This window comes from Deefgea piscis, assembly GCF_013284055.1.
In the GTDB taxonomy this organism is placed as follows: domain Bacteria; phylum Pseudomonadota; class Gammaproteobacteria; order Burkholderiales; family Chitinibacteraceae; genus Deefgea; species Deefgea piscis.
Window position 1 is genome coordinate 1,343,325 of the sequence record NZ_CP054143.1, and the last position, 16,133, is coordinate 1,359,457.

Genomic DNA, 16,133 nt, shown 5'->3' on the forward strand with positions numbered 1-16,133 from the left:
TGGAGAATAAATGGAGCAGATCAAGCAGGGTGATTCATTGCAGCAGCTGGCGGAACAAGTGAATCAATTTGCGCTTGAGCGCGATTGGCGACAGTTTCATAGCCCCAAAAATTTAACCATGGCACTGACAGTAGAAGCGGCTGAATTACTGGAGATATTTCAATGGATTGAGTCGAGCACAACCACGCCCTTAAGTGCTACGCAGCGTCAAGCGTGTGAACATGAAGTGGCGGATATTTTGTTGTATTTACTGCAATTTTGCCAAGTAACCCAAATTGATTTAATTGCTGCTGCCCAAGCCAAATTGCAGCTCAATGCCGAAAAATACCCCGTCGCTTTAGCGAAGGGGCGCTCGGAGCGATCCGCTGATTTGTAAATTTAACTGTGAAAATCGTCGCTCACGCTGTGCACGGGGAGCTCGCTCCAGCGTTGCAATTGCCGTGGTTCGGCAATTTTTAGCGTGGTTTGTGCGGTTAGCCAGTCGGTCAGACCTTCGCGCATAAAGTTGAGTTCTTCAATACTAAAGCCATACAAATCGCGCAATAGTGCGCCATGTTCAATATTGATTTCGCCGTCAAAAATGGTCGCGGTGGCGAGGTAATATTCATCGTGGATGAGGGCTACCCAATACACTCGATCTTGCGCTTCAAGTAGCGCCAAAGTGCCTTTGGGCATGGCGGCGAGCTCTTGCGCTGCCAATTGGCCAACGGCGTGCAGCCATTGCCAGCTTTGCTCAGTTAAATCATCCACGCCATACGCGGGAATGTCGGTATTGATGTTGGGTGTGAGCACGATAATTCCATTTCTTATGGGTATATTAATGCGGCCTATTTAAAAAGCTGCATGCATTAATATACCTTGATTAGTTCTGATTCAAATTCTGCACTGATACCGCGCCAATGGCTGGCGCGAGAGCAGTGCATTCTTATTATGCCTGAGTGATGGATCACTGCGGGCTAACGGTCGTGATTCTTACAAAATTGGGGAGTGCACCGATAGTGTGGCTGGTTCTAGGGCTTACCACGGCGCCGGATGAAAGCGCGCGACCAAAAAGTCGAGCAAGGCACGAACGGCGGGGGATAAGTGCCGCCGTGATGGATATAGTGCATAAATGGTCATCGTTGGCGCTTGCCACTCGGGCAAAACGAGATGCAACTCGCCACTGGCCAGCAAGGGATTGACCAAATAACTCGGCTGCAAGGCAATCCCGCTGCCGGCCAAGGCTGCATGCAGTAAAACGGTGGCTTCATTGGCACTAAAGCGGCTACGAACGGCGACGCTGCGCTGATCTTGGCCGCGGTGAAATTGCCAAATGCTTTTGCCAAAATTAGCGTAGCTTAAACAATCATGCAAGGTAAGTGCCTCTGGGTCATTGGGAATACCGTTTTGCGCTAGATACCTAGGCGAGGCAACCAATACTGATTCACACGCCGCCAAAGGGCGTGCAATCAATAAAGCATCGGGCTCAAGGCTAATGCGAATCGCCAAATCAATTCTGGATTCAACTAAATTCACCGCCATATCGTTGACGTTTAAATCGATTTTTAGCGCTGGATGCTGCGCTAAAAAATCGCCAATCGCCGCTGCTAAATGCGCATGGCCAAACGACATGCTGCAGGTTAAGCGCAATTGGCCGCGCAGCTCGCCAGCATGCTGCGTGCTTTCTTCTTCAATATCTTGCATCAACGCCAACATTTGCTGGCTACGCCGCAGGCAGTTTTCGCCAGCATCAGTGAGGGTCACGCTGCGCGTTGTTCTTTGCAGTAGCCGCGCGCCCAGCCATTGTTCTAGCTCGGCGATATAGCGCGTTACCATCGCTCGCGACATGTCGAGCTGATCGGCCGTGGCGCTAAAACTGCCGGTGCTGGCGACGCAGCTAAACACCTGCATGGCTTTTAGTCTATCCATCATGGACTTCCTTAATTTGATCGGATTTTGCAACAATCATGGCCATGATAGCGCATTTATCTGGCTGTTTAACGCAACTACACTGGCGTCAGTTCAATCAAACCACTCAAGGAAGTCACCATGTTGCGTACTACATTACTCGCCAGCACTTTAGCTTTAAGCTTTAATGTCGCTCAAGCCCAAGATAGCGCCAAAGCGCCGTTGCAACTCAAAGTCTACAACGCCGACGCGGCGAGCTTTCATGTCAATTCGGTGTTGATTAGCGGAGAAAAAGAGGCGGTACTGATCGACAGCGGTTTTACGCGCGCCGATGCTTTGCGCATTGGGGCCAATGTGCTTGATAGCGGTAAGCAATTAACCACGATTTTGATTAGCCAAGCGGATCCTGATTATTATTTTGGCGTTGAAGTGTTAAAAAATATGTTCCCGCAAGCGCAAGTCGTTGCCACGCCAGCCGTTCTGGCCAAAATCAGCAGCAAACTGGCAGGGAAAGTCGCATTTTGGGGGCCTAAAATGGGCGCCAATGCGCCGCAAAATCCAGTCTTGCCACAGGCTTTGCAAGGCAATACTTTAATGCTAGAAGGTGAAACGATCGAAATTCGTGGCAATACCGGCATCTTGGCGCATCGCCCGTATGTGTGGATTCCATCGATTAAAACCATTGCTGGCAATATTGGCGTATTTGGCGGACTACACGTTTGGACGGCCGACACCCAAACCGCCGCCGAGCGCCGTGCTTGGCAGGCACAACTCAATGAAATGGCGGCATTGCAAGCGGTAACGGTGATTCCGGGGCATATGCAAGCGGGTAGTTTGCTCGATGCCAGTCAAATTAAATATACCCAACAGTATTTGCAGCGTTTTGAAACCAATGCGGCCAGTGCCAAAAATAGCGGCGAGCTGATTCGCAGTATGCAAACTGCTTACCCACAAGCCGGTATGGGGCTGGCGCTAGAAATTGGTGCCAAAGTGAATCAAGGAGAAATGAAATGGTAAAACGTTTAGATTATTATTTTGATCCACTGTGTGGCTGGTGCTACGCCGCAGCGCCCTTATTGCAGGCGCTGGCAGAACAATCTCCTGAGATTGAAATCGTGCTCCACGCTGGTGGCATGATGAGTGGCGAGCGCCGCCAGTACGTGACACCGGCATTGCGCGATTATGTGATGCCGCATGATCAGCGCATCGCCGCTTTAAGCGGGCAAGTTTTTTCGCCAGCGTATTTCGATGGTTTGCTGCGTAATTCGCAAGCGGTGTTTGATTCCACACCGCCGACCTTGGCGATTTTTGCCGCCGCAGCGCTTGGTGGATCGGCACTGAAAATGTTAGAAAAAATCCAGCAAGCGCATTATCAGCAAGGGCGGCAAATTGCGGATTTCGCGGTATTGTTGGATCTGGCGGCGGAGCTGGATTTCACTCGCCCAGCATTTGAGCAAGCGATGCAGCATGAAGCCACAACGATCGCCGCGCATTTTGCCCAAACCCAGCAAGACATGGCGCAGCACGATTTACGTGGTTTTCCATCTTTGCGTTTTGCGGAAGGGGCCGCCATTAATTTAGGTCCATTTTTAGCTCAACCCGATGCTTTTGTGGCTTGGATACGGCAGCAAACGCCAGTCTCTTTGCTCACCGATGACGCTGCGTTTTGTAGCCCACAAGGTTGTGAACCAAAGGGGATTTAGCGACTCATAAAGCATGGGGGCGGTGCCGCAGAGATTTAAATCGCAGATTGCGGCAGCGTGATGACCGCGATCTGCCGCCTTCTGTTATCCTCGATTTTTTGTCGTTTGAGGGTGAAATGCCATTTCCTTTGCAAGATCAGGAGGCGCAATTGACGCCAGTTGAAGAACTAAGACAGCAAATCGCCGAAATTAAAGCGGCGCAAGCCACACTTGATCGCAATGGCACGCAATATATTGTGATGATGGGCGACGTGGCTTTTAAGTTTGTGATGCAAGAAAAAATCGCTACGCAAGCCAGCGCTGTTGCCGCGCAATGGGCCACGCGCTTTACTGAGAGCGACGCCAAAATGATTGCGCGGGCGATTAAAAACGCCAAGGGCGAAACCGCACAAGCCATGCCTTTAGCTGCGGCGCTCAATATGGCATTAGCGAAAAAAAATCTGAGTTTACAGCGGCTAGAACAAGCCATCAGCGTGATTCAATGGCTGCCAGCAGTGCGTTGCGATTCAGCGAGCGAATAATCCTTAACCTTATGACTCCGTCTACCGCCATGCCGGCTTATGGCTGATATTGGCAGGCGTTGACTTGCCGGCTGCGGCTGAGTGCGGCAAAACGGCTTGGGGTACAGGCCGCGCCGGTGCATTGCGGCAGAGTGAGCTCAATGATGCCCGGCTGTTCGCCATGCAGGCTCAGCGGCGTCATGGCGCGCATTTGTGGCAAGGTTTGATAAACCAATTTGATTTTGATTTGCTCTCGTTGGCTGCGCGGATGTTGCCAGCGCTCGAAAATCATCGCTAAACCTGGCGCGGTATTATCGGGTTGCTCGCTGAGCTGCCAATTAAGGCCGAGCGCACCGGCGACATTGGCAATATTGGTGTCATGGCCAATTAGCCAAACTATCTTGGCGCTCGCTGCTTGCTGGGCCAAAGTGCCACCATTGGCTGGCGCGTGATCTTGCAGTGCATTGCTAATTAAATGTAATAAAGGCGTGGCATTGGCGCTGGCAATAAGTGGATTTTTTTGGGTCAGTGCAAAATAGCCATTATGCGCAGTAAACAGCTGCTGCCACTGCGCGGGCTGCGCAATGCGTCCCCAGCCGACCTGTGAATCGGGCATTCCCTCGGCGTATTGCAATAAAAAAATCTCGCTTAATGTAGAAGCCAAACCCAGTGCGCCCTTAAAACCTGCGCCGTGGTGATTGACATGCAAACGGCTAGGTAATAATTGTGGCAGGCGGCAATCACCTTGCTGCTGGGCCGAGCACAGCGGCGCGGCGTTCAAATTGAGCGTTGCCGCCAGTTGTTGGTAGGCGCTGGCAAATTGCTGATCGACCGGCTTTGCCCCCAGTTGCTGCTGAATCGAGCGGCGTACTGCCTTGGGGTTGAGCTGACAAATGCCCATTTTTAGCGGATGAAATAGCGGGTCCACTTGGCTGGCGTCCGCTTGGCTTTGCAGCGCGATGCCACAATTGGGCGCTACGGCGTCGATGAGCGCTTGACCGGTGGCGCGGGTCCTTTGCTCGCTATCGGCCCACACCAGCATGTGGCCGGTTGCTGGGCAGCCTTGGGCGGGTAATAGCCCATTGTTTTGCCATGCGGTTTGATAATAGTGGCCAAGCAGCTGGAGTAATTGTCCTCCTCTTGGCGTGAGCTCTCCCAGTGCCACTGGCCACGCAGGCCAGCGATCGGGCGTCACTTGCTGCATCAGTGCGGTATCTTTGGTGGGGGAGCGAACCCCGTGCCGATTGAGAATCACTACTTTGCTAATTTGCCACTCGTCGTCGCTGTTGGGCTGGGCAGTCCAGCCATTGCTACTGGCGACAAGCAAAACACTGAGTACATAAGGAGCGATGTTCATGGCTGATCTGCAATCGTGAAGGGTGGCTTGATTATAGTGAGTCGCGATGCAAGAGATTGTGCAATTGATTGGCTGCAGAAGGACTGTTGACAGCGATGCCTGCTTTTACCGGCAGCAAAAAAATGGGCAGGATATACCTGCCCACTGTATTTGCTTGCAGCCATTTTTAATCAATGGTGATATGGATATACCCTTATTTCAACATATCCAGCGCCAATGCTTCCGCTACTTTAATCCCATCCACCCCAGCCGATAAAATCCCACCGGCGTAGCCTGCGCCTTCGCCTGCGGGGTAGAGACCGCGCACGTTGAGCGATTGGCAGTTGTCACCACGGGTGATGCGAAGGGGTGAGGAGGTGCGGGTTTCAACGCCAGTCAGTACCGCATCGTGCATATCGTAGCCACGGATTTTTTTACCGAAGGCGGGGAGTGCTTCGCGCATGGCAGTAATGGCGTAATCGGGCAGCGCTGCGGCCAGATCAGTCCAGTTCACGCCGGGTTTGTACGATGGCTCGACTGCGCCGACGCTGCTTGAGGCGCGGCCAGCGAGAAAATCGCCAACCAATTGCGCTGGCGCGTTGTAGTTTTCGCCGCCGAGTACAAACGCTTGGCTTTCAAGCTGGCGTTGGAATTCAATCCCCGCCATTGCGCCGCCGGGATAGTCACTTGGATTGATGCTGACCACCATGCCGGAGTTGGCATTGCGCTCGTTACGCGAATATTGGCTCATGCCGTTGGTGACGACGCGGCCGACTTCAGAAGTGGCGGCAACAACCGTGCCGCCCGGGCACATACAGAAGCTATACACTGCGCGGCCATTGGCGGCGTGATGCACCAGTTTGTAATCGGCAGCGCCCAAGATCGGATGACCGGCATATTTGCCCCAGCGCGCGGCATCGATTAAGGATTGCGGGTGTTCGATTCGAAAGCCGACCGAGAATGGCTTGGCTTCCATAAAGACGCCGCGGTGGTGCATCATTTCAAAACTATCGCGCGCGCTGTGGCCGAGTGCGATGACCACGTGCTCGCTGAGAATTTCATTGCTAGGGTGGCCTTCGACGCCGATTTCGGTGACGCGAACGCCACGGATTTGCTTATTGCCATCGGGCATGTCTTCGAGAATGAGGTCATCAACGCGCTGCTGAAAGCGAATCTCGCCACCGAGTGATTCAATCTCGGCGCGCATTTTTTCGACCATGCCAACGAGTTTAAAGGTACCAATATGTGGCTTGGCAATATATAAAATCTCATCCGGGGCGCCAGCCTTAACAAATTCATTCAATACTTTGCGACCCAGATGGCGCGGGTCTTTAATTTGGCTGTAGAGCTTACCGTCAGAAAACGTGCCTGCGCCGCCTTCACCAAATTGCACATTCGACTCGGGATTGAGCGTACTTTTGCGCCACAGGCCCCATGTGTCTTGCGTGCGCTCACGTACCTTTTTACCGCGCTCGAGCACGATGGGTTTAAAGCCCATTTGAGCCAAAATCAGCGCCGCAAAAATCCCACATGGGCCAAAACCCACAACGATAGGGCGCTGCGCGCTGTTTGTGAAGGTGGCTGGTGCTTGGCCAACAAAGTGGTAGCGCGTGTCTGGCGTTGCTAGCACGTGCACATTGTTTTTAAATTGCGCCAGCAGTTTCGCTTCGAGCGTGCCGACGTCTAAATCGATGATGTAGGCCAACAGCATATGGCCTTTACGCGCGTCAAAGCTGCGTTTAAACACGCTAAAGCTATTGATGTCGGTTTCGGCGATGCTCAAATAAGTGGCGATAGCGGTTTTGAGTTCGGCTTCAGTATGGTCCAGCGGCAGTTTGAGTTCGGTAATGCGGAGCATGTTGTCCTTCCGGGTTGAGGTTTATTCAACAGAGTATTGATTGCTAGCCCAAGTTAGATAAAGGCTAGCTGGATATACGTTGATTCAATAAAAAATACGCCACGCTACTTCTTGGCAGCGTGGCGTATTTTATCAGGATTAAAGGCTTATTTCTTTTTTGGTGCTTTACGATCTTTGGCGATCAGCTCATCGACCATTTTGGTCACGGTAGCATCTTCCGCGCCGACCATCGCCGGGCTAGTTACCCATTTGCCGTTAACCACAAACATCGGTACGCCATCCACTTGATAGTCTTGCGTGATTTTGGTGAGGTTTTTCAACTGCATTTGCGTTGAGAAGCCATTGTAATTGGCTTTAAATTTGGCAACATCAATGCCTTGTTTTTTAACCCATTCTAGCAATTTGGCTTCGTTGCGTAATTCGATACGGTCTTTTTGGACGGCCTTCATCACGGCTTGCTGGTATTTAGCATCTAAACCCATGCCTTGTAGCGCGAGGAAGATCTTGGCGTGGCCTTCCATATCATTGCGGCCATCCCACATCACGTGCACCCGGCGGAAATTAACGTCTTTCGGCAGTTTTGCTGCCCAAGCATCCACATAAGGTTCGATGGCAAAGCAGTGTGGGCAGCCATACCAGAAGAACTCGATCACTTCGGCCTTGCCAGGTACTGCAACGGGCATCGGTTTGGCCATCGCTTTGTAATCTTTACCTTCGGTAAAAGCAAAAGCCGCGGTGGCGCTTATTAATGACGCTGCGACGACGATTGTTTTAATCCAGTGCTTTAACATCATTTTTCCTTAGAAAAGAGTGGGTGTGGGGGTAGCGGTTTCAAGGTGGGATTGGGGATGGGGCAGATTTGCCCGATCCCGACGTGCTGCTTATCCCGAGTTGGTCACCGCTGTTTGTCGTTTAATTGGCTTTTACAATGGCACTATCAATGCCATTGGCTTTGAGCTGGCCGCGAACTTTATCTAGATCAGCAGTCGCATTAAAAGGGCCAACGCGAACACGGTGCCAAATGCCTTTGTCTGGAATATCTGAGGTGAGAATGCGCGATTCAATGCCCAATAGCGCCAACTTAGCTTTTAGGTTATCGGCATCGCCTTCGTCTTTAAAGGCGCCTACTTGTAACCAAGCATTTTTATTGGCTTCTGCTTTGGGTGTCGCAGCGGGTGTGGCGGCTGGGCTGGTGCTGGTTTTTGGACTAGCTGTTTTTACCGGTGCTGGCGTGCTGGCTACGGCCGACTCTTCGTTGAGCTCAGGCAATACTTTATAAAAATCAAAGCGCTCGCCACTGGCGTTGGTACTCGCAGGTTTGCTGGCGGCAGTGCTGGCTGGCACTGGGTTGAGCGCGACTTCTTTGCCATTGCCAGGCAACAAGACTTCTGGGGGCGCGACGGCGGTTTCAGGCGCTGAGCTCACGGCGTCTGCTGGGGTGGTATTGCCGTTTTTAAACGGATTACCACTGCGATTTAAATACAGCGCCACAGCGACCGCAATGGCAATACCGACAAATAAACCCAGTAGCAAACCGGTAATTAATGAGCTGCCGCCACTTTTACGTTGGCTATTGGCACGGCTGCTGCTGGCATTGCGGTTACTACTGCGGCTGGGTTTCATATCACGGCTCATGGCTTACTCTGTTCTCCGGCGGATAAGGCCTTTTTATCGCACAGCAGGGTATTGAGCACTGTGCGAAATTGATTCTACGAATCGCGTGATTCTACCGCGCTTTGCAAGTTCCAGCAGCGCATTATCAACACAACGCTGATAAGGCTAGCCGCATCGGCAGAAAAACGACAGGACAAGCCGCCGTTTTGGCGCCGCCGACGGCATTGGCCGGTGATTGCATACGGCGAAGCGCGGCGCAGCAGGTACAATGGAGTCACTCTGAATGAAAGGATTGCAAACATGTTAAATAACGACGTACTGCGTAGCATTCGCTATATGCTCGATTTGAGCGATGCCAAATTAGTCGATGTACTGCAATTGGCCGGGCAAACTTTAGATAAAGCCACGATGGTGGCGTTTTTAAAAAAAGAAGAAGAGCTCGAATATCAAGAATGTGATGATGTGACGATGGCCAATTTTCTTGATGGTCTGGTGTATTACCGCCGTGGTAAAGACGAAAGCCGTCCGGCAATGCCGATTGAGTTGCCAGTGACCAATAACTTGGTGCTCAAAAAATTGCGCGTCGCTTTTGAACTCAAAGACGATGATATTTACGCGATGTTGGCTGAAGCCGGATTTGAAGTATCCAAGCCAGAGCTATCGGCATTATTCCGTAAAAAAGATCACAAGCATTTTCGCCCTTGCGGCGATCAGTTCTTACGCAACTTCCTTAAAGGCTTAACGCTGCGCGTTCGCGGTCGATAAGTGGCTGCTGATGGTGTTGGGTGTCTCTTTGTCGTCGCAATGCGCGCTTAAAGTGAGCTGTTTCTGGCGCATGTAGCAAGTCGCGTGCAGGTTTTGCTCGGCTATCGTTATAATCGCTTTTATTGTTCCAACTATTTCTGGATTTTTCGCATGTCCGAATCTGCAAACAAAGCTTGGTCTGGTCGCTTTAATGAACCAGTGAGTGAATTGGTAAAGCGGTATACCGCATCGGTATTTTTTGATAACCGCATGGCGGAAGTCGATATTCAAGGCTCACTCGCGCACGCTGGGATGCTCAATCAAGTGGGTGTGTTATCGGATGAAGATTTGCGTTCGATTCAAAGTGGCATGGCCGATATTTTGGATGATATCCGCGCCGGCCGTTTTGAATGGAGTTTAGATCTCGAAGACGTGCATATGAATATCGAGCGCCGTTTGACCGATAAAATCGGTGATGCCGGTAAGCGTTTGCATACTGGTCGTTCACGTAATGACCAAGTGGCCACCGATATTCGTTTGTATTTGCGTGAAGCGATTGATGTCTTGCTGCGCTTGGTGCGTGAATTGCAAAAGTCTTTGCTCGATTTGGCTGAAAGCAACGCCAGCACCGTCATGCCCGGCTTTACTCATTTGCAAGTGGCGCAACCGGTGACTTTTGGTCATCACATGTTGGCGTATGTCGAAATGCTCGGCCGTGATGCTGAGCGTTTGGTTGATACCCGTAAACGGGTCAATCGCATGCCTTTGGGCTCTGCGGCATTGGCGGGAACTACATTCCCGATCAATCGCTCAATCACTGCGAAGTTATTGGGTTTTGAGGGCATTTGCGAAAATTCACTCGACGCCGTGTCAGATCGTGATTTCGCGATTGAGTTTACTGCCGCTGGCGCTTTGATCATGACGCATTTGTCGCGTCTTTCGGAAGAACTGATTTTGTGGATGAGCCCGCGCTTTGGCTTTATTGATATTGCCGATCGTTTCTGTACCGGCTCGTCGATCATGCCGCAAAAGAAAAACCCCGACGTACCTGAACTGGTGCGCGGTAAAACTGGCCGCGTGAATGGCAGCTTAATTTCTTTGCTGACTTTAATGAAAGGCCAACCATTGGCCTACAACAAAGACAATCAAGAAGACAAAGAGCCGCTATTTGATACTGTAGATACGCTCACTGACACTTTGCGGATTTATGCCGATATGATGCGCGGCATTACTGTGAAGCCCGATGCGATGGAGCGTGCTGCTAAGCAAGGTTTTGCCACCGCCACCGATTTGGCTGATTATTTGGTCAAGCGCGGCTTGCCGTTCCGTGATGCGCATGAGGCCGTGGCTTTGGCAGTGCGTTATGCTGAGCAAAAACGCCAAGACTTGTCGGATTTAACCTTGGTTGAATTGCAAAGTTTTTCTTCCTTAATCGAAGAAGACGTTTGCCACGTACTGACATTGCAAGGCAGTTTAGAAGCCCGCAATCATGTCGGTGGCACGGCTCCTTTCCAAGTGTTAGTGCAAGTGGCGAAATGGCGTGAACGTTTAGCCTGCTAACACTGCGTTACCGCCATTGAAAAGCATCATTTATCCTTATTGATTAAGGAAAATGGTGCTTTTTTATTCTGGTGTGGTTTATTGCTGAGCGAATCCGGTTTCTTGATTCGAGCACCCGAATGTTTTTATCGCGCTATGAAATTTATGCGAATGATTGCAGTCAGTATGTGCGGCGTTTAATGGGTTTTAAATTGCTAATTTAATTGATTTATTTTGAGTTTAATTATGGAAATCGTTTGGCGCTGGCAAGCTTTTGCTGCTTTTGATACTGCAACATTGTTTGAATATTTACGGCTAAGACAGCAAGTATTTATTGTTGAGCAAGCCTGTGCTTATGCCGATATGGATGATTTGGATTTAGTTTCAACGCATTTATTGGCGTATTGCGATGATCGTTTAGTGGCGTGCTTACGCTTGGTGCCGCCGGGTTTAAAATACGCCGAGCCTTCTTTGGGGCGAGTGATTATATCGGCAGATTTTCGTGGCACCGGTCTAGGGTATCAGCTAATTAGTCAGGGATTAAAAGGGGCTGTAGCGCAATACCCAGAGCAGGATAATAAGATTGGCGCTCAAGCACATTTGCAAAATTTTTATGCAAAAAATGGTTTTGTGACCGTCTCTGCGCCTTATCTTGAGGACGATATTTCTCACGTTGATATGCTATGGCATTATTCACCAGATACCGCTTGTTAAACCTTCTCGATTAAAAATAACATCCATTGTTTTAAAAACGGCACTAAAAAACAAAGTCTTGAATTCATCGTTGAATTAATACTTAGATTCTGAATTTTTTGTCAGCAATAATGTAAATCGACAATGAATCAGCCTGCGGAATTAACTTAGCGACAAGGTTTTTTTTTTACGTTATAAGAATACACAGAGATTCATATTAAAGACGTCGTCGATCAGTGTGTTTACATCGCTCAGCGAGTTGATTGGATGTAAAGCGGGTGGCGATGACGTTTTGCCATAAAACTTTTGCACGAGTACTTATGCCAAAGACCAAAACTTTGCGCGTAGGCCTGATTGGTTATGGCTACGCGGGTAAAACTTTTCATGCGCCACTGATTAATGCCACACCAGGACTCAGTCTGGTGGCCATTGCCAGCTCGCGTCCAGCGGATGTGTTGGCCGATTGGCCGGATATTGTGGTGAAAACGGAGCCGGATCGTTTATTGGCGCATCCCGGTTTAGATTTAGTGGTTATCGCGGCACCGAATGACGCACATTATCCCTTGGCTCGGGCTGCGATTGCGGCCGGCAAACATGTGGTGATTGATAAGCCTTTTACTTTGAATGTGCGTGAAGCTGAAGACTTAGCAGTGCGCGCCGAGCAAGCGGGATTATTGCTTTCGGTGTTTCATAATCGGCGCTGGGATAATGATTTTATCGCTTTGAGTGAGACGCTACACAGTGGCGTTTTAGGCGATGTGGTTGAATTTACCTCTCGTTTTGATCGTTACCGTCCCGAGGTTAAAGCGCGTTGGCGCGAAGCAAATATTGCGGGTGCTGGGCTTTGGTATGATTTAGGGCCGCATCTAATTGACCAGACATTGCAATTATTTGGCATGCCCAATGCAGTCACTGCCGATTTGGCTTTGCGGCGCAGTGGCGCGCTGGCGGTGGACGATTTTCATGTGATTTTGCACTACCCAAAAATGCGGGCAATTTTAGCGGCCAGCACTTTGGTGAGCGGCGGTACGCCGCGCTTTTTGGTGCAAGGCACTGAAGGCGCATGGTCGGTGAATGGGCTGGACGCCCAAGAGACTTGGTTAAAGGCTGGATTATTGCCTGAGCATGCGGCTTGGGGTGATGACCCGCGGCAGGCGCAGCATTTTCAAAGTCAAAATGATCAAATTTCTACTAAAGCCTTGCCTTTACCCGCTGGCAATTATGCGGCGTATTACGCCGGGATTCGCGATGCCTTGCTGGGCTTGGGAGAAAATCCAGTGACGGCGGCGCAGGCGCGGAATGTCATGCGGATTATTGACCTAGCCATTCAAAGCGACGCGCAAGGTTGCCGAGTGATGGTGCTGTAAAGCGGGCCAGCGGCATGCGCTGGCCTTGCCGCGTGCGGCTTTAAGCCGCAGCCAGTCGTTCTGCCAAGAAATGGCGAGCTTGTTGCTCGCCATCTTGCATTAATTTCTGGATGTTTTTTGGGCTGCGATCGAGCTTACTTTCATAATCTAAAGTGCTTTGCAGTGCCTCAGACATCTCAATAAATGGAATATGGTAGGGGCGAATATCGTCACTGCTGAGGCAACGCGGTAGCTTAATCGGTGCTTTAACGCCATTTTTGGCTAAAAACTCCGGCGTAAAGGCTTGGTTGAGCAGTAATTCATTCAGCGTGCGGATGCTGGTGAGCTGCTGAAATAAAGACATATTGCCGATCATTTCATTGCGCCGATCAGAAATCGCTTCCGGCGACTTGGGCACGGTTTGGCAGCCGGTTGGATTGATTTTGATTACCCAAATCTCATCCGGTAGATTGTTTTCGCCGACATAAATTGGCTTGATCACTTCATCAACTGGTGGATTGTCAGAAAACAACCCATCCCAATATGCGTGCCCATCAAATTCAACCGCTTCAAAAATATTCGGCACCGCGCACGACGATAAAATATGCTCGGCGCGAATCGCTTCGGTGCGTGAATTAAACTTAGCCAGCTTGCCGGTGAGCACGTCGGCCGCGCCTAAAATTAAAGCAGGCAATTCGGTATTGGCCCCCATGGCTTTAAGTTCGGCAAAATTAATGTGCGAATCTAATAATCGGCGAAAGTCGGTGAAATTAGGCCGAAATTGGGCGCCAGTGAAGGTATTCATCATTTGCATCAAAGGTGAATACGGGCTGAGATTAAATTGTGGCATTTGCCCGCGATTGACTTTGCGAATCGACTCGACCACGTAATGATTAAACTGCTCTTCGGCGTCTGATTGCGCGGTGTTATCGGCCCATAAATCTAGCATTCGCTGCGGAATATAAGCGTCTTTTTTGTATAAGGCATACCAAATCAGCGTGGCGCACAGCGCGCCGCCCGAGGTGCCGGTAATGCTGACTAATTCATAATGCTCGGCAAAACCATTGTCGTACAAGGCTTTGAGTGCGCCAGCGGTAAAAGCGGTTTGGCTACCGCCGCCTTGGCAGGTGATCGCGATTTTCTTTTTACTCATGATTTTTCCTCGGTTTATCTGCATGCCCGACCATTACGCATGCGTTCTCAGTCGCTTGCCGCCGTGATTCAGATTAGTGCGCAGTCCAGCCGCCATCAACTGGCAGCGCGGTACCGGTGATCGAACGCGCACCATCGCTGCATAAGAAACTGGCTAAAGCGCCCAACTCATCGACTTCAACAAAGCGTTTGGTTGGCTGTGCGGCGAGCAAAACGTCGCGAATCACTGCTGCTTCGCTAATGCCACGCGCTTTGGCGGTATCGGGGATTTGTTGCTGTACCAGCGGCGTCATCACATAACCCGGGCAAATGGCGTTGGCGGTAATGCCGTGTTCGGCCAGTTCCAGCGCCACGGTTTTGGTGAGTCCTAAAATGGCGTGTTTTGACGCCACATACGCCGATTTAAACGGCGAGGCGACTAAGGCATGCGCCGAGGCGATATTGATAATGCGTCCCCAGCCGCGTGCTTTCATGCCGGGAACGGCAAGGCGGATGGTGTGAAACGCGGCCGATAAATTCAGCGCGATAATTAAATCGTATTTTTCTGGTGGGAAGTCTTCGATCGGGCTAACAAACTGCATGCCAGCATTGTTGACCAAAATATCTAGGCGACCGCATTGTGCGTCGATTTGCTGCATTAAGTCTTCAACCGCCGCAGTTTTACTCAGATCGGCGGCGATGAAATGCACTGGGGTGGCAAATTCGGCGGCTAAATTGGCGCGGATGATTTCGATTTGCGCCGGATCGCCCAAACCATTGAGAATAATCGTCGCGCCTTGCTGGGCTAAAGCGCGCGCTATGCCCAGACCAATACCGCTGGTTGAGCCCGTAATCAAAGCAACTTTATCTTGGAGTGACATGATTCATCCTGCGCGAGTTGGCATACATAACAACATACAGCAAATGCGCCGGATAACCAGATAGAGTCGAAAGTTTTAAGTCAATTTGTAGACATTAATTGCGTAGCGCGGCGGCATGTTGTGCATTGCTGAGTAACTCGCGCACCAATTGCGGATCGGTCTCCACCACGCTGTATTCATCTTGCCCCGGCGCGCCCATTTTGACGTTGGGATTACGGTAAACCATGCCACTAGGGAACGGCGCGCGGCCTGAGCTATGAAACTCATTACAGCCAGTAGCCGCCACCAGCTCGGCGATATTGTGGCCACGAACGCCCGCACCCGGCATAACAATTAAGCGATCGCCCGCTTGCGCTTGCAGCGCTTTAAGTAACGCCGCGCCTTCGATTGCGCTCGCCGCTTGCCCGCTGGAAAGCAATCGCACACAGCCGGCGCTGATGATGTCTTCTAGTGCTTGCACCGGATCGCAAGCCACATCAAAGGCCCGATGAAACGTTACTGGTATTGGCGCCGCCAGTTCAACCAAGCGTTTAGTGCGGGGTATATCAACGCGGCCATCGCTGGTTAATAGGCCGATGACAATACCATCCACCCCTAACCTTTTACACGCCAATACATCGCGCTCCATCACTTCAAATTCTAAATCGCTATACAAAAAATCGCCGCCGCGTGGCCGAATGATCACGTTCAACGTAATCCATAAGCGATCGCGCGCTGCCGCCAATTGGCCATACGACGGCGTGGTGCCGCCTTCGAGCAAGTTGTCGCAAAACTCAACGCGCTGCGCGCCGCCTTCTTGTGCTGCAAGGCAGGACGTCACCGAACCGGCGCAAATTTCGAGGGTGATGGCAGAGTGAGCAGTGGCGTTCATCGTGGCGAGTCCAATTGAAATGAGTGCCAT

Annotated in this window: 17 protein-coding genes; 8 read left to right on the forward strand and 9 right to left on the reverse strand. The window is 50.9% G+C overall.

What is annotated here, in order from left to right; all coding sequences use genetic code 11:
• Positions 1-10: 10 nt before the first annotated feature.
• Entirely contained in the window at positions 11-376 is a 366-nt protein-coding gene (locus HQN60_RS06530) for a nucleotide pyrophosphohydrolase (protein ID WP_173532885.1), read from the forward strand.
• A gap of 2 nt (positions 377-378) precedes the next feature.
• Here HQN60_RS06530 and HQN60_RS06535 read toward each other — a convergent pair whose 3' ends face one another.
• Together HQN60_RS06535 and HQN60_RS06540 are read right to left on the reverse strand one after the other, a co-directional pair.
• The gene (locus HQN60_RS06535) at positions 379-792 is read right to left on the reverse strand and encodes a hypothetical protein (protein WP_173532886.1); all 414 of its coding nucleotides are present in this window, start codon (positions 790-792) and stop codon (positions 379-381) included.
• Between the two features lie 225 nt (positions 793-1,017).
• Positions 1,018-1,911, reverse strand: coding sequence for a LysR family transcriptional regulator (locus HQN60_RS06540; protein WP_308419434.1), 894 nt, complete (start codon positions 1,909-1,911; stop codon positions 1,018-1,020).
• A gap of 117 nt (positions 1,912-2,028) precedes the next feature.
• Here HQN60_RS06540 and HQN60_RS06545 point away from each other — a divergent pair, with 117 nt between their 5' ends.
• The 3 genes from HQN60_RS06545 (at position 2,029) to HQN60_RS06555 (ending at position 4,111) form a co-directional block, all read left to right on the forward strand.
• Positions 2,029-2,904 carry an MBL fold metallo-hydrolase gene (locus tag HQN60_RS06545; protein WP_173532887.1) on the forward strand — a complete coding sequence of 292 codons (876 nt, stop codon included), beginning with the start codon at positions 2,029-2,031 and terminating at the stop codon, positions 2,902-2,904.
• Positions 2,898-3,590, forward strand: a complete 693-nt coding sequence (locus HQN60_RS06550) for a DsbA family protein (RefSeq protein ID WP_173532888.1) — start codon at positions 2,898-2,900, stop codon at positions 3,588-3,590. The genes HQN60_RS06545 and HQN60_RS06550 overlap by 7 nt, the downstream gene beginning before the upstream one ends.
• 116 nt (positions 3,591-3,706) lie before the next feature.
• Positions 3,707-4,111, forward strand: coding sequence for a hypothetical protein (locus HQN60_RS06555; RefSeq protein WP_173532889.1), 405 nt, complete (start codon positions 3,707-3,709; stop codon positions 4,109-4,111).
• A gap of 37 nt (positions 4,112-4,148) precedes the next feature.
• Here the strand turns inward: HQN60_RS06555 and HQN60_RS06560 are convergent, their stop codons facing one another.
• The 4 genes from HQN60_RS06560 to HQN60_RS06575 form a co-directional block, all read right to left on the reverse strand.
• The gene (locus tag HQN60_RS06560) at positions 4,149-5,447 is read right to left on the reverse strand and encodes a histidine-type phosphatase (RefSeq protein WP_173532890.1); all 1,299 of its coding nucleotides are present in this window, start codon (positions 5,445-5,447) and stop codon (positions 4,149-4,151) included.
• 193 nt (positions 5,448-5,640) lie between these two features.
• A complete protein-coding gene (locus HQN60_RS06565; protein WP_173532891.1) occupies positions 5,641-7,284 on the reverse strand; it encodes an NAD(P)/FAD-dependent oxidoreductase in 1,644 nt (547 codons plus the stop codon).
• 146 nt (positions 7,285-7,430) lie between these two features.
• Entirely contained in the window at positions 7,431-8,078 is a 648-nt protein-coding gene (locus HQN60_RS06570) for a thiol:disulfide interchange protein DsbA/DsbL (RefSeq protein ID WP_173532892.1), read from the reverse strand.
• Positions 8,079-8,196: 118 nt separating this feature from the next.
• A complete protein-coding gene (locus HQN60_RS06575) occupies positions 8,197-8,919 on the reverse strand; it encodes an SPOR domain-containing protein (protein WP_217390276.1) in 723 nt (240 codons plus the stop codon).
• A gap of 279 nt (positions 8,920-9,198) precedes the next feature.
• Between HQN60_RS06575 and HQN60_RS06580 the strand changes: the two genes are divergently transcribed.
• From HQN60_RS06580 to HQN60_RS06595, 4 genes are all read left to right on the forward strand, one after another.
• Positions 9,199-9,663, forward strand: coding sequence for a YehS family protein (locus HQN60_RS06580; protein WP_173532893.1), 465 nt, complete (start codon positions 9,199-9,201; stop codon positions 9,661-9,663).
• A 150-nt stretch (positions 9,664-9,813) separates the two neighbouring features.
• Entirely contained in the window at positions 9,814-11,202 is a 1,389-nt protein-coding gene (gene argH / locus HQN60_RS06585; RefSeq protein WP_173532894.1) for an argininosuccinate lyase, read from the forward strand.
• A 225-nt stretch (positions 11,203-11,427) separates the two neighbouring features.
• A complete protein-coding gene (locus HQN60_RS06590) occupies positions 11,428-11,895 on the forward strand; it encodes a GNAT family N-acetyltransferase (RefSeq protein ID WP_173532895.1) in 468 nt (155 codons plus the stop codon).
• A gap of 299 nt (positions 11,896-12,194) precedes the next feature.
• Positions 12,195-13,241 carry an oxidoreductase gene (locus tag HQN60_RS06595; protein WP_173532896.1) on the forward strand — a complete coding sequence of 349 codons (1,047 nt, stop codon included), beginning with the start codon at positions 12,195-12,197 and terminating at the stop codon, positions 13,239-13,241.
• Between the two features lie 40 nt (positions 13,242-13,281).
• Here HQN60_RS06595 and HQN60_RS06600 read toward each other — a convergent pair whose 3' ends face one another.
• The 3 genes from HQN60_RS06600 to HQN60_RS06610 all read right to left on the reverse strand — a co-directional run bounded on the left by HQN60_RS06600 (position 13,282) and on the right by HQN60_RS06610 (position 16,133).
• Positions 13,282-14,373, reverse strand: a complete 1,092-nt coding sequence (locus HQN60_RS06600) for a patatin-like phospholipase family protein (protein WP_173532897.1) — start codon at positions 14,371-14,373, stop codon at positions 13,282-13,284.
• A 73-nt stretch (positions 14,374-14,446) separates the two neighbouring features.
• The gene (locus tag HQN60_RS06605) at positions 14,447-15,232 is read right to left on the reverse strand and encodes a 3-hydroxybutyrate dehydrogenase (protein ID WP_173532898.1); all 786 of its coding nucleotides are present in this window, start codon (positions 15,230-15,232) and stop codon (positions 14,447-14,449) included.
• A 94-nt stretch (positions 15,233-15,326) separates the two neighbouring features.
• Positions 15,327-16,133 carry a copper homeostasis protein CutC gene (locus HQN60_RS06610; protein WP_254456689.1) on the reverse strand — a complete coding sequence of 269 codons (807 nt, stop codon included), beginning with the start codon at positions 16,131-16,133 and terminating at the stop codon, positions 15,327-15,329.

Bases quoted from the DNA above. Each gene is read 5' to 3' on its own strand.
- HQN60_RS06530 (WP_173532885.1), top strand. From the start codon at position 11: ATGGAGCAGATCAAGCAGGGTGATTCATTGCAGCAGCTGGCGGAACAA.
- HQN60_RS06540 (WP_308419434.1), bottom strand. From the start codon at position 1,911: ATGATGGATAGACTAAAAGCCATGCAGGTGTTTAGCTGCGTCGCCAGC.
- HQN60_RS06545 (WP_173532887.1), top strand. From the start codon at position 2,029: ATGTTGCGTACTACATTACTCGCCAGCACTTTAGCTTTAAGCTTTAAT.
- HQN60_RS06550 (WP_173532888.1), top strand. From the start codon at position 2,898: ATGGTAAAACGTTTAGATTATTATTTTGATCCACTGTGTGGCTGGTGC.
- HQN60_RS06555 (WP_173532889.1), top strand. From the start codon at position 3,707: ATGCCATTTCCTTTGCAAGATCAGGAGGCGCAATTGACGCCAGTTGAA.
- HQN60_RS06560 (WP_173532890.1), bottom strand. From the start codon at position 5,447: ATGAACATCGCTCCTTATGTACTCAGTGTTTTGCTTGTCGCCAGTAGC.
- HQN60_RS06565 (WP_173532891.1), bottom strand. From the start codon at position 7,284: ATGCTCCGCATTACCGAACTCAAACTGCCGCTGGACCATACTGAAGCC.
- HQN60_RS06570 (WP_173532892.1), bottom strand. From the start codon at position 8,078: ATGATGTTAAAGCACTGGATTAAAACAATCGTCGTCGCAGCGTCATTA.
- HQN60_RS06575 (WP_217390276.1), bottom strand. From the start codon at position 8,919: ATGAGCCGTGATATGAAACCCAGCCGCAGTAGTAACCGCAATGCCAGC.
- HQN60_RS06580 (WP_173532893.1), top strand. From the start codon at position 9,199: ATGTTAAATAACGACGTACTGCGTAGCATTCGCTATATGCTCGATTTG.
- argH (WP_173532894.1), top strand. From the start codon at position 9,814: ATGTCCGAATCTGCAAACAAAGCTTGGTCTGGTCGCTTTAATGAACCA.
- HQN60_RS06590 (WP_173532895.1), top strand. From the start codon at position 11,428: ATGGAAATCGTTTGGCGCTGGCAAGCTTTTGCTGCTTTTGATACTGCA.
- HQN60_RS06595 (WP_173532896.1), top strand. From the start codon at position 12,195: ATGCCAAAGACCAAAACTTTGCGCGTAGGCCTGATTGGTTATGGCTAC.
- HQN60_RS06600 (WP_173532897.1), bottom strand. From the start codon at position 14,373: ATGAGTAAAAAGAAAATCGCGATCACCTGCCAAGGCGGCGGTAGCCAA.
- HQN60_RS06605 (WP_173532898.1), bottom strand. From the start codon at position 15,232: ATGTCACTCCAAGATAAAGTTGCTTTGATTACGGGCTCAACCAGCGGT.
- HQN60_RS06610 (WP_254456689.1), bottom strand. From the start codon at position 16,133: ATGGCACTCATTTCAATTGGACTCGCCACGATGAACGCCACTGCTCAC.